The following is a 12,808-nucleotide window of genomic DNA, read 5'->3' as shown; positions in this document are numbered from 1 at the left end:
CGATTCATGGTGAGTCGAAGTTCACGAGCAGTCCCCATGCGCATCAATTTGCCGGTTACTCCCCAGGAGTACCCTTTTCCCAGCGGCCAGACCCTGGTTTCCACCACCGACACCCAAGGCCGCATCCTGCATTGCAATGCCGCCTTTGTTGAGGTCAGCGGCTACAACAAAGATGAATTGCTGGGCCAGCCCCACAACCTGATTCGCCATCCGGACATGCCGGAGGAGGCCTTCCGCGATATGTGGGCCACCATCGGCGGCGGCCAGCCTTGGTCCGGTCTGGTGAAAAACCGCCGCAAGGACGGCAGCCATTACTGGGTGCTGGCCAATGTGACGCCCTTGCTCGACAACGGGCAGCTGCGAGGCTTTATGTCGGTGCGCTCAGAGGCCAGCCGAGCCCAGATTCAAGCAGCGGAAGCGCTGTATGCAAGCATGCGAGATGAGGCCAAACAAGGCCGCTTGATCCATCGCCTGCGAGCCGGCCGGCTGAAGCGCCAGGATTGGCAAGGGCGACTCAGCACCCTGGCGGGCCACGTATCGGTCTGGCGCGGCGCGCTCCTGCCCGCCAGCGTCGGCTTCATGGGCTGGGGCCTCAGCGCGGCCAGCGTCAACGTCTGGCTCGGGCTGCCCATGCTGGGCGCTGCCGCCCTGCTGATCGATGGCCTGACGCGGCGGCGCAGCCAAGGCGCGCTGAAGCAGGTGCAGCTGTTCGCCAATCAGTTGGCGGCGGGCGATCTGAGCCAGGACCTCAAGCCCAGCGGGCATCTCTTGACGCAAGGCCTGGAAGCCTCGCTGGCGCAGTTGCGCGTCAATATGCGCGCCTTGGTGTCCGACACGCGCAGCGAGCTGGCACGCATGACCGCCGTCAGCCACGAAATCGCTCAGGGCAATCAGGACCTGGCCCAACGCACCGAGTCGCAGGCTGCCAATCTGGAAGAAACCGCGGCCAGCATGCAGCAGATCAGCGCCACAGTGAAGCTGAGCAGCGATTCGACCCAGCAGGCCTCCGGCGTGGTGGGCGAGTTGAGCGCGGTGTCGCAGCGCAGCGGCGATGCGGTGCATTCGGTCACCACCACCATGGGCGCCATCGCCCAGTCCTCGCAACGCATTGGCGAGATCATCCAAGTCATCGACAGCATCGCTTTCCAGACCAATATCCTGGCCCTCAATGCGGCGGTGGAATCGGCTCGCGCCGGAGAACATGGGCGCGGTTTCGCGGTGGTGGCGACCGAGGTGCGGGCGCTGGCCCAACGCAGCTCGAACGCCGCGCGCGAGATCAAACAGCTGATCCAAGAGTCGACCGAACGCGTCGAAGCCGGTGAACGCCAAACCGCGCATGCCCGCAGCAGCATCGCGGCCACCTTGCAATCGGTACAGCAGTTCTCCGGCCTGATGGCCGGCATCGACGACGGTGCGCGCGAACAACTCAGTGGCATCTCGCAGATCTACACCGCCATCCAGCAGATCGAAAGCATCACCCAGCAGAACGCCGCCTTGGTGGAACAGCTGGCGCGTTCGGCCGTGCAGATGCGCGAACAAGCCGATCAGGTGGACGCCTCCTTGAGCGTCTTCCGCCTGCGCCGCGATGAGGCTCGGCGCAAGCAGCCCGACGCGGTCGGCCTACGCAAAGCGGCACGTTCGGCCCAAGCAGTGCGATTCACCATGCACTGATCCGATCGGGGCGCCGGATCAGGCGCCCCATCGACTGGATGGCTCAGGCCTTGGGCGGCGTCCGCAGGGCCACCAGCAACTGGTTGCGCAGGTTTTTCAGCAAGGTCAAGGCCCGATCGTTGACGACCATGCGGCCGACTTCGGACTGGTCGCCGTACATCATGCCCAGCACCTTGCCCTCGAAGGCCAGGGGCAACACCAGAAAGGCCGCGCCCCGCACCCGCTTGGTGAACCATTCGGGCAAGCGCTGGTTGATGACCGGATCGCTGGAGTCGACGATCAGCGTGTCGGCATTCTTAGCGCACAGCAGCCCAAACAACTCACTCGGCGGCTGCAAGGGAATTTGGAAATGCGGCGCCAAGACCACGGCCTTGTCGCCCACGCCGACTCGCCCGGTGAGGTTGCCGGTGCTGGGGTCCAGCAGGCAGACGATGACGCGCTGCATGTCCAAGGCCTTCATCATCAAACGCATGCTGGTGTCCATCACCTCGGCCAGCGGCGCGCCGCGCTTGTTCATGCGGCTCAGTTGGTCCACCGCATCGGCCAAATCCTCGGCCAAGGCCTTGCGATAGGCGGCTGAGTTGGGGTCCAGCTTGGGCGCGGCCTGCGCCGTTTTGGCGGCCGGGCCACCGGGGGTCAGGGTGATGCCCAGGGCCTTCACCAAATCCAACCAAACGGTGCGAGCGCGCTCCACCATCTCGGGCAAGGCTTCCGGATCCAAGCCCAGCGGCAGGGCCCATTCGGCCGCAAACTTCAGCACCAGCTGTTTGCGCGCTTCGACGCGCTCCTCGGCATCGCCCTCCTCGGGCGCATTCATCAACTCCAGGGCCAGGCAATTGCTGCCGGTGCACAAAGCACGCAGATATTCGTTATCGCTCAGCACCCGCTCCGGGTCGCTGGGACGCAGCGACTGCATGCCCATCAACAAGGAATCCGGCCAACCCCACATGCCGGCCACCTTGATGCCGATGTCCTCAATGCCCATGCCCCAGCGCTTGCGCGCCAGCTTTTCACGGGCCTCATGGCGTGCGGCCGAGCCGAGCACCAACTCGTCGGCGTCCAGCAAGTCTTCAATGACCTGCGCATCCTCTTGGAAGTGCAGCCCGGCCAATAAATCACCGAGGCGCTGGAACAGCGCGGTGATGTAGATGCTGTCGATGTGCTTGCCGCTGGTGCACAAATCATGGGCCAGCAGCGCCGCATACTGCGAGCGAGCGAATTCAAGCCGCAGGCGGTCGCCATCGGCCCCTTTGGGCAAGCGGTCAAACAGCATCAGCGAGCTGGCCAACATGCCCACGTTCTGGAAGCCCATCAAGGCCACCGCCCGCTGCATACAGGTGATCTCGCCGCCACCGGCGGTTCTGTAAAAGGCCGCATTGATCAGGCGCAGCAACTTGCTGACCATGGCGGCGTCGTCATAGATCAAGCCGGTCAGCGCCCGTGCATGCGAACGCTCCGAGCGCGCTACTTTTTGAATGCCCTGCACCGCATCCTTCATGCTGGCAAAGTCGGCCTGGCCCTCGATGCTTTGCATCAAGCGCAGCAGGCGGTTGCGGCGCAGTGCCTCCTCTTGTTCTTCGGCCGCTTGGCGTTTGGCAGCCTCGGCGTCCGCGGCAGCAGCATCCGGGCCGGACTCGACTTCCGCGGCTGAATCAGCACCCGCAGCGCCAGACATGGAGACTTCGGCATCCGATGCGGACGGTGAATTTTGGACTTCACATTCACTCATGGCTAATTCTCGAGAGCTTGTTTGCGGAACGGATGCACGCTGCAAAGCAGCGAAAGGCTGGGCAGATTAGCACCAATCCCCCCGGTACATACGCTCGAAAAGCGATGAAAAGGGAGGCTCCAAGGGCCTAAATAGCTGCGCGGGCATATTCACAAAATTCATCACGTTCGCGGCCAGCCTGCACCGCGCCACGGCAGGGGGCGGCAATGCAGGGCCCGGCTCAGAGCGCCAGGGACAAGCATTGAATTGATCCCGCCTATCGACCGCTTGGTCGGCTCTATCTGCAACAGGTCACAAAAGCCGCGCCCACGGGCCGACCCCTTGCTACATTGCGTCCACTCAACAACCCAGCTGGATGCAGAGAGAACGAGACTGTGCAGAACAACAACAAGGCGGCCCGCGGGCACTGGATGAAATCATGGCGTGTACGTTTGGCGGTCTTGGCCGTTTTAGGCGGTTCTTATGGGGCCTACAAGGCCCTGACTCCGCCGCCGCCGCCCGCTCCCCCGCCGACCGGCGAGGTCACCGTCGCCGACATCAGCCAGACCGTGCAGGCCGCCGGTGTGCTGCAGCCGCGCCTGAAGGTCGATGTGGGCGCCCAGGTCAGCGGACAGGTGCGCCAGTTGCATGTGCAACTCGGCCAGCAGGTCAAGAAGGGCGAGCTGCTGGTCAGCCTTGACCCCGAGTTAGCACGCAGTGACCTGGCCCAGGCCGAAGCCTCGGTCGCGCAACAAGCGGCCCTGATCGAGGTGCGCCAGGCCGATCTGAAGATCGCCCGCCGCGAAGCCGAGCGCCAGCGCCGCCTGTTGGCCGGGGAAGCCACCGCCGCCACCGAGGCCGAGCGCGCCGAGACCGAGTTGGCCAAGCTGGAGGCCGATCTGCGCGGCCAGAGCGCCAGCCTGAAACGCCTGCAGGCCGAGCTGGACAAGCGCAAGCTGTCGCTGGGCTACACCGCCATCAGCGCGCCAATGGACGGCACCGTCGTTAATCTGCCGGTGCAAGAGGGCCAGACCGTGATCGCCGCCCAGATCACCCCGGTGATGGTGACGCTGGCCAATATGGATGTGATCACCGTGCGGGCACGTGTGCCTGAGGCCGACATCGCCCAGATCCAAGTTGGCCAGCACGCCCGCTTCGTGACCCTGGCCGGCGAGGCTCAGCGTTATGACGGCAAGGTGCGGGTGATTCAGCCGGTGCCGGAGCGGGCCGGCAACGCGGTCTTCTACAACGTCTTGTTCGAGGTTGACAACCAGGCCCGCAAGCTGCTGCCGGAAATGACGGTGCAGGTCAATATCGAAACCGGCAAGGCCAGCAAGATCTTGACGGCGCCGATGGTGGCGCTGGGCGAGCGCGACGAGGACGGGCGTTTCATCGTGCAGGTCTTGGATGCCAAGAACAAGCAAAGCCCACGCAAGGTGCGCACCGGCCTGCAAGACGGCGCCCGCGTGCAGGTGCTGGACGGGCTGAAGGCCGGCGAGAAAGTGCTGCTGGCCCCACCCACGGCGGCCGACCAAGCCGCTTCGGCAGCCTCAGCCGCCTCCAAGTAAGCGCTCTGCTATGCATCCGCTGATCGAACTGCGCGGCGTCGGCCGCCACTACCGGCTGGGCGCCATCGATGTGCCGGCGCTTGACGACATCAATCTGAGCATCCAGGCTGGGGAATTCGTGGCCGTGATCGGCCAGTCCGGCTCCGGCAAGAGCACCTTGATGAATGTGCTGGGCTGCCTGGACAACCCGACCGTCGGCCATTTTTTGATCGATGGCCAGGACGCCAGCCAGCTCGGCCCCGACGAATTGGCCGGCCTGCGCCGCGAGCGCTTCGGCTTCATTTTCCAGCGCTACCACCTGCTGCCGCATATGGATGCGCGCGGCAACGCGGCGCTGCCGGCCGTCTATGCCGGCTCCAGCAGCAAGGCGCGGCGCGACAGAGCCGAGGCCCTACTGACCCGCCTGGGCCTGGGCGACCGCATGCACCACAAGCCGAACGAGCTGTCAGGCGGCCAGCAGCAGCGCGTCTCGATCGCCCGTTCGCTGATGAATGGCGGCCAGATCATCCTGGCCGACGAGCCGACTGGCGCGCTCGATTCGCAGTCCGGCACCGAAATGCTGGCTTTGCTGCGCGAGCTGAACGACAGTGGCCACACCATCATCCTGGTCACCCACGATGCCCATGTGGCCGGACACGCCCGCCGCATCATCGAGCTGCGCGACGGCAAGGTGCTGAAAGACAGTGGCACGCCGAAAGACCATAAGGTGCCGGCCGCCCTGAGCGGTGAAACAGCGGCGCTGCCCAGCGGTAGCTGGTGGGGACGCCAGCAGATGCAATGGCGCGAGGCGCTGCAGTCGGCCGTGCAATCGCTGCAAGGCAATCGCCTGCGCACGGCACTGTCCATGCTGGGCATCAGCATCGGCATCGCCGCGGTGGTCTCCATCCTGGCCCTGACCGACGCCGCTCGCGGCAGCATCGAAAAAGACGTGGGCAGCTTTTTGTCCGGGCGCATTCCGGTCTTCCGCGGCAACTCGGCCCTACCGCCCGGCACCCAGGCCAAATCATTCCGGCCGAGCGAAATCGAGGCGATTCGCGCATTGCCCGGCGTCAAGGCGGTGACCGTGGGCCGCGAAGCGCAGCTGACCGCGCGCCAGGGCAGCCGCGATGCGATGGTCACGGTGCTCGGCGCCGAGGAGCAGACGCTGGCCGCCCGCAAGCTCAAGCTGGTCGAGGGGCGCTATCTGAATGCGATGGACTACGCCAGCTCCAGCCAAGTGGCGGTGATTGACGAGAAAACGCGCAAGTCGCTGTTCAAACCCGGCGAGGCGGTGCTCGGGCGGACGCTATTGCTGGCGCCTCAAGCGGGCGGCGGCGATGGCGTTGGCATGGGCGCGGCCCCGCCCCCGATAGGCGTGGCCCTGCCGCTGACCATTGTTGGCGTGGTCGGGCAAGACACCGGGGGTACGGTCAGCTTCGGATCCTGGTTAGGCCAGGTGCTGATGCCGCACACCACCTTCGGCCGCAAGCTCGATGTGCGGGTCGACTCCGACGGCTTCAATGTGCTGCTCGACTTCACCCTGCCGCCCGAGGAGGTGCGCAAACAGCTGACCTACCGACTCAAGGCCTTGCACGGCATCGAGGACTTTGAGTCCTGGAACGCCGCCGACGAGTTCAAGAAGTTCCAGCAGATCACCGGCGCGATGGCGCTCTTGTTTGCCGGCGTGGGCGCAATTTCGCTGCTGGTCGGTGGCGTCGGGGTGATGAACATCATGCTGGTCTCGGTCAGCGAGCGCACCCGCGAGATCGGCATCCGCATGGCCGTCGGGGCGCGGCAGGCCGATGTTCGGCTGCAGTTCCTGGTCGAGGCGGTGGTCTTGTGCTGCTTGGGCGGTTTGGTCGGGGTGTTCCTCAGCTGGCTCGGTGCACAAGGCATCAATGCCGCGCAACAGTCCTTGAAGGTTGAGGTCAGCTGGGCCGCACTGGGCGTCGCCTTCGCGGTCTCCAGCATCGTCGGCCTGCTGTTTGGCACCTTGCCAGCACGGCGTGCCGCTGCCCTGAGCCCGGTCGATGCACTGGCCCGCGAATGATGACGATGCTGAAAGCAGAAGCGATGAAACGCCATAACTCTAAAAATATGCGCACCATGAACGATGCCATGAAAACCTTGTCGACACTGGCGCTGGCGGCTGCACTGACGGTCGGTCTTGGGGCCTGTGCCCTAGTCCCCCAGACCGGCGCCACACCCGAACTGGCAACGCCGCTGTCACTGCCATCGAACTGGCAGCAGCTACAAAACGGCGGCGCGGCTGCGGCAGACTGGGCGGGTGCGTTGGATGCGCAATTAGCAGCCCTGCAGCAGCAGGCGCTGAAGGCCAACCGCGACATCAGCCTGGCACTGAAGCGCTGGGAGCGCGGACAGCTGCAAGTGCGCGGCGCCGCACTCGACCGCGGCCCGACGCCGAGCCTGAGCGCCGGGGCCTCGGGCAGCCGCGCCATCGAGCAAGGGCCGGTGTCGCGCAGCTATTCACTGAATGCCGGCGTCGGCTTCGAGGCCGATCTGTGGGGCCGGCTGGCGCATGCCGAGTCGGCCCAGGCCGCCCAGGCCGAGAGTCTGCGCAGCGACTGGGCGGCGGCGCAGCTGCTGATTCGCAGCCGGGTGGCCGAGAGCTACTGGAGCCTGGCCGCGCTGGCGCTGGAGCAGCCGCTGATCGAGGAACAGCTCCAAGGCGCCGAAGCGGTGTTGGCCTTGACCCGGCTGCGCGTGCGTGAAGGCAAGTTGCTGCCGATCGAGGTGGACAAGTCGGCCAGCACCTTGCAAGGGCTGCACTCAAGGCTCGCGCAATTGCAGCGTGAGCGCATTCAGCACCAGCTGACGCTGGGCCTATTGCTGGACAGCCCCGCGCCCAGCTTGCCCGCGCTGCCGCTGCTGCCGGCCAGCGCCCCCGGCGACTGGCAAGCCGGTGCACCCGCCGAGGTGCTGGAGCGTCGCCCCGATGTGCAGCGCGCCCGCGCCGGGGTGGACAGCGCGCTGGCACAGTGGCGTGGCAGTGAGGCGGCGCGCTATCCGCGCCTGAGCCTGAACCTTGGCATTGGCACGGGCGGCCAGCAATGGACCGATTGGCTGGAACGCCCGCTGGCCACGCTGTCGGCCAATCTGGTCGTGCCGCTGGTCGATTGGCGGCGGCTTGAGCTGCAGCGGGCCCAGGCCGGCAATGAGGTCGAGAGCGCGGCCCTGTCGCTGCGCGACATCTTGCACAAGGCCCTGGTTGAGGTGGAGCAGTTGGCCGCCGAACGGCGCGAACTGCGCGCCCAGGCCATTGCCAACCAGGCCCGCTTGAGCGAAGCGCAACAGACGGAGAAGCTGGCCGCGCTGCGTTTTGAGGTCGGCGCCATCGCCCGCGCCGACTGGCTGCAGGCCCGCAATGCACGCTTGTCTGCAGAGCAAGAAGCGATTCAGCTGCGGCTGCGTCAGTGGCTCAATCAAGCGGCGCTACACAAGGCGCTGGCCAGCGCCTGATCGTTCGCGCCCGCATCAAAGCGCCCGATCCCAAGGCGCCTGATCCCCAGCAAAGCGCGCCGCCAGAAAGTCCACCAGCAGCCGCAGCGCCAGCGGCTGGTGCTGGCGCGACAGGTAGATGGCGTGGATGCCCATTAACTCCGGCTCATGGTCCGGCAGCAAGCGCAGCAGGCGCCCGCTGCGCAAGTCGTCGCCCAGGTAATAGGTCGGCAGCATGCCGATGCCCGCGCCGGCCAGCACGGCCTGGCGCAGCACCGCCGTTTCATTGGTATGAAAGCGCCATTCCACTGGCACGGTGAAGCTCTGCGCGCCCTGCGTCAGCCGATATTGCCGGCCAATGCCAAAGGCATGGGCGATGCATTGATGCTGACGCAAATCTTCCGTCGTGCGCGGCGCCGGATGGCGCTCCAGATAGGCCGGTGAGGCGCACAAGACCGAGCGGCAGCGGGCCAGCGGCCGGGCAATCATGGCCGGGTCCAAGGTGTTGGTGATGCGCACCGCCAGATCGACCCGCTCGGCCACCAGATCGGTGGCCTTGTCGCCCACCGACAGCGCGATTTCCACTTGCGGGTATTGGCGCTGAAAGTCCACCAAAGCGGCGGTCAGCTGCGACTCGGCGAATGAAGCGGCGGTGGTGACGCGCAAGAGGCCCGCCGGCTCGCGATTGCGCTCGGCCGCGATATGGCGGGCGTCTTCGGCCAGGTCCAGCAATTGCCGACAGGCCGGCAGCGCCTGCAGGCCCGCATCGGTGAGGCTGAGCTTGCGGGTGGTGCGATGCAGCAGCCGCGCCTCAAACCAATCTTCCACCGCCGCCAGATAGCGGCTGACCATGGCGGTGGACATGTCCAGATGCTCGGCGGCCTGGGTCAGGCTGGCACGATCGGCCACTTCCACAAACACACGCACGGCAGTGAGTCGGTCCATCGCCTGCTCCCTTATTCCAACGATCCATGCAATAAAACATTAACCGAAGCGGACTTTATCAATGTTTACGCAAAACCTACAGTTCATCCCATCGACAGGCCAGCGCAAGCAGTCGTCGCCCGAACCCACCCAACGGAGCCTCTCACCATGTTCAAGTTCAACACCTCTCTTCGCTTTGTTTTCTCTGCCCTGACGCTGGGCGTGGTCGCCGCCGGCCCAGCGGCCGCCAACCCCACGGCCGCTGCCGCGCCCTTGAGCGTCAAGGTCTACAACGCCGAGGCACAAAGCTTCCACGTCAATGCCGTGGTGGTCAGCGGCAAGACCGAAGCCATCGTCATCGACAGCGGCTTCACCCGCGCCGACGCGCTGCGCGTGGCCGCCAATGTGCTGGACAGCGGCAAGACGCTGAAGGCCATCTTCATCAGCAACGCTGACCCGGACTTCTACTTCGGCGCCGAAGTGCTGAAGGCCCAGTTCCCGCAAGCGCAAGTGCTGGCCACCGCCGCGGTGCGCGACAAGATCCAGGCCAAGCTGGCCGGCAAGGTCGCCTTCTGGGGCCCCAAGATGGGCGCCAATGCACCGCAAAAGCCGCTGCTGCCTGATGTCCTGCAAGGCAATAGCCTGAGCGTCGATGGTGAGGCCATCGAGGTGCGCGGCACCAGCGGCGAACTGGCGCACCGCCCCTATGTGTGGATCCCGTCCATCAAGACCATTGCCGGCAATATCGCCATCTTCGGCAATCTGCATGTCTGGACCGCCGACACGCAAAAAGCCAGCGAGCGCAAGGCCTGGTTCGCCCAGCTGGATGAGATCGAAGCGCTGAAGCCCAGCACCGTCATCCCCGGCCATATGGCGGCCGGCACCGCGCTCGACGCCAGCGCCATCCGCTACACCCGCGAGTATCTGCAGCGCTTCGACCTCGAAGCCGCCAAGGCCAAGAACGGCGCCGAGCTGATCGAAGCGATGAAGAAGGCCTATCCGCAAGCCGGCCTGGGCATTGCCCTGGACATCGGCGCCAAGGTCAACAAGGGTGAGATGCAGTGGTAATCGGCTGAAGGCTTCGAGCGGCGCGGGAGAACTGCAAGCTCTCCCCGTCCTCGGGCACGAAAAGCCGCTCGGCCAAACCCGCAGCCTCAGCGGCTAAGCGCAGCTCGGCCCGTGTGACCGGGCAGTGGCTCAAGGCCTCCAGATGGTTGGCCACCACCGCCCCTTTCGCCAGGCGACAAAAAGCCAGCACCTCGGCCACATCCATGATCAGCTCCTGGCCCAGATCGAAGCGCGCGCCGCCGGCCGGGATCACCGAGACATCCGGCTGCTGCTCGCGCACAAAGTCCTGCACCGCAGGCGTCAGCACCGTGTCGCCGGCCAAATAGACCGAGGGCTCGCCCGGCAGCTCGATGAAATAACCCACGCCATGCTCCATCAGCAGCCGCACCGCGCCTTTGCCATGGGTGCAGCGCACCGTGCGAATCTGACCGGCAAGAAAGGGCTGCGGCCGATGATGCTCTGACGGCAGGGGCTGCACATTCAGCCCTCGGCTGCGCAGATGCTCGGCATCATGCGGCGTGCAGATCACCGACGTTTGATGCTGACGCAGCCAGGCCTTGCCGGCCCGGTCCAGGTGATCGAAGTGACCTTTCCGGCAATGCGTAATCAAAGCATGACTCACGTCTTGCAGCAGCCCATCGACCGCCCCCGGCAAGTCGCAGGTCGGGTTGCGTTCTCGCACCCCATCCAACAAACGCAAAGGCGGCAAAGCATGGCGCGGCGCCAGCATCGGGTCCACCAAGATGCAATGCGCGCCGAGCTGAATCTTCAGCGTGGCGCTGCGCAGTTGGGTGATCTTCATGTTTGGCGCCTCTCGGCCTGCGCCACCGGCAGCAAATGCTGCAAATGCCGATAGCCCGCAGCCTGCGCCATCGCCGCCAGCGGCCAAATCACACCATTGGCGGCCCAACACCCATCGGGCACCTCATGAAGAATGACCGAGCTGACCAAGCGCCGCGACTCGCCCTCAGGCAATGCCGCTTGAAAGGCGGCGTGGACCTGCGCCACATACAGCGCGCGCGCCTCGGCATCCAAGACGCCGGCCGGCACATAGATCAGCGCCCAGCAAGGCAGCAGCAAAAGCAGCGCCGGATCGACGCCGCCACAGCTCCAGGCACCCGCTGCCAACTCCTCGACCATCACCCAGCACAAGGCGCGCTGCGACGGCGCATCCGGGATCTGCTCGGCCAAGGCGGCAGCTTCATTGATGGCGCGCACCAGGCGTTCGCGCGCAGCCCCGGGGTAAGCGCCTCGCGGCAGTTTGAGCACGATGTTCGGCATGACCTGGCTTTCTGAGCAGTGAATCAATGCCTTCATTGGAGCCGGGGCTGGTCTAAACTGCGAGTGTCTGAAATTCCACCAATCGAGCGATTTCAGACAAAACCACTCAGACCCACCGATGCCCGACTTCACCCTGCTCGTGCTCCCCGGCAGCTACGCCAGCAGCGTGGCGGCCACGCTGGACATGCTGCGCGCCGCGGCCAGCCTGGCGCCGCGCCTGCGGCTGGCGCCGCCCACCTGGCGGGTGCTCTCGCCCGAGGGCGGGCCGGTGGACTTGGGCACGGGGCTTTGGGTGGACAGCGCGCCGCTGCCGCAGCGCCTGCGCCGCGATCCCGGCACCTGGGTGCTACCGGGCCTGGGCACCGAAGATGTCGAGACCTTGATGGCCGCGCTGCAGCAGCCCCAGGCGCAGCGCTTGATGCAGGCCTTGAGCGCCCATGCGGCGCTTGAGGGACGCATCGCCGCCTCTTGCTCGGCCGTGTTCATGCTGCAAGCGGCGGGGCTCTTGGCGGGCCGGCAAGTCACCACCTCCTGGTGGCTGGCGCCGCAGCTGCAGCAGCTGGAACCACGCTGCAAAGTGGACGCCGACCGCATGATCAGCACCGATGGCCCGCTGTGCACAGCCGGCGCCGCTTTTGCCCAGGTCGACCTGATGCTGCACCTCTTGCGCCAGCAATTCGGCGTGCCGCTGGCGGATGCCGTGAGCCGGGTCTTGCTGATCAACGGCCGCGAAGCCCAAGCGCCTTACATGGTGCCGGCCCTGCTGGCCAGCGGCGATGCGCTGGTGGGCCAGCTGCTGCGCCGCATTGAAGCCGGCTTGCCGCAAACCCCCAGCGTGGCGGCGCTGGCGCAGCAGCTGGGCCTGTCGACCCGAACCTTGTCGCGCCGCGTGCATCAGGCCACCGGAAAAAGCACTTTGGCCTTGATTCACAGCGTGCGCCTGCAGCGCGCACGCTTACTGATTGAGTCCAGCACGCTGAGCATTGAAGAGGTGGCCGCCCAGGTGGGCTATGAAGACGCCACCGCGCTGCGCCGGCTGATGCACAAGCTGCAAGGGCAGGCGCCCAGCCAACTGCGCAAAAGAAGCAGCCTGGTTTAAGGACGAAGACTCAGGAAGAGGGCCCAGCGCCCGGCACGGAGGATGATGGGA

General features: G+C 65.7%; 10 protein-coding genes. 6 read left to right on the top strand and 4 right to left on the bottom strand.

Going from position 1 to position 12,808, the window contains the following annotated elements:
• Positions 1-36: 36 nt before the first annotated feature.
• The gene (locus WG899_RS11240; RefSeq protein ID WP_339595736.1) at positions 37-1,671 is read left to right on the top strand and encodes a methyl-accepting chemotaxis protein; all 1,635 of its coding nucleotides are present in this window, start codon (positions 37-39) and stop codon (positions 1,669-1,671) included.
• Positions 1,672-1,714: 43 nt separating this feature from the next.
• Here the strand turns inward: WG899_RS11240 and WG899_RS11235 are convergent, their stop codons facing one another.
• Positions 1,715-3,400 (bottom strand): HDOD domain-containing protein, encoded by a 1,686-nt coding sequence (locus tag WG899_RS11235; protein ID WP_339595735.1) that lies wholly within the window; start codon positions 3,398-3,400, stop codon positions 1,715-1,717.
• Between the two features lie 410 nt (positions 3,401-3,810).
• Here WG899_RS11235 and WG899_RS11230 point away from each other — a divergent pair, with 410 nt between their 5' ends.
• From WG899_RS11230 to WG899_RS11220, 3 genes are read left to right on the top strand one after another with little or no spacing between them, the layout of a single operon-like run.
• Positions 3,811-4,947, top strand: coding sequence for an efflux RND transporter periplasmic adaptor subunit (locus tag WG899_RS11230; protein ID WP_339595734.1), 1,137 nt, complete (start codon positions 3,811-3,813; stop codon positions 4,945-4,947).
• A gap of 10 nt (positions 4,948-4,957) precedes the next feature.
• The gene (locus tag WG899_RS11225; RefSeq protein WP_339595733.1) at positions 4,958-6,976 is read left to right on the top strand and encodes an ATP-binding cassette domain-containing protein; all 2,019 of its coding nucleotides are present in this window, start codon (positions 4,958-4,960) and stop codon (positions 6,974-6,976) included.
• Between the two features lie 56 nt (positions 6,977-7,032).
• On the top strand, positions 7,033-8,406 hold the full coding sequence (locus WG899_RS11220) for a TolC family protein (RefSeq protein ID WP_339595732.1): 1,374 nt from the start codon (positions 7,033-7,035) through the stop codon (positions 8,404-8,406).
• 15 nt (positions 8,407-8,421) lie between these two features.
• Here WG899_RS11220 and WG899_RS11215 read toward each other — a convergent pair whose 3' ends face one another.
• Positions 8,422-9,330: a LysR family transcriptional regulator gene (locus tag WG899_RS11215; protein WP_339595731.1), complete on the bottom strand. Its 909-nt coding sequence runs from the start codon at positions 9,328-9,330 to the stop codon at positions 8,422-8,424.
• 147 nt (positions 9,331-9,477) lie between these two features.
• Here WG899_RS11215 and WG899_RS11210 point away from each other — a divergent pair, with 147 nt between their 5' ends.
• Entirely contained in the window at positions 9,478-10,377 is a 900-nt protein-coding gene (locus tag WG899_RS11210; protein WP_339595730.1) for an MBL fold metallo-hydrolase, read from the top strand.
• On the opposite strand, the gene WG899_RS11205 is transcribed toward WG899_RS11210, so the two are convergent.
• The gene (locus WG899_RS11205; protein WP_339595729.1) at positions 10,352-11,179 is read right to left on the bottom strand and encodes an MBL fold metallo-hydrolase; all 828 of its coding nucleotides are present in this window, start codon (positions 11,177-11,179) and stop codon (positions 10,352-10,354) included. The genes WG899_RS11210 and WG899_RS11205 overlap by 26 nt on opposite strands.
• Positions 11,176-11,658, bottom strand: a complete 483-nt coding sequence (locus WG899_RS11200) for a tautomerase (RefSeq protein ID WP_339595728.1) — start codon at positions 11,656-11,658, stop codon at positions 11,176-11,178. Before WG899_RS11200 ends, WG899_RS11205 begins: the two co-directional genes overlap by 4 nt.
• A gap of 118 nt (positions 11,659-11,776) precedes the next feature.
• Between WG899_RS11200 and WG899_RS11195 the strand changes: the two genes are divergently transcribed.
• A complete protein-coding gene (locus tag WG899_RS11195; RefSeq protein ID WP_339595727.1) occupies positions 11,777-12,757 on the top strand; it encodes a GlxA family transcriptional regulator in 981 nt (326 codons plus the stop codon).
• Positions 12,758-12,808 lie beyond the last annotated feature (51 nt).

This window comes from Paucibacter hankyongi (assembly GCF_037482915.1).
Lineage (GTDB): Bacteria > Pseudomonadota > Gammaproteobacteria > Burkholderiales > Burkholderiaceae_C > Paucibacter_A > Paucibacter_A hankyongi.
This window is presented reverse-complemented; position numbering and strand designations above follow the sequence as displayed.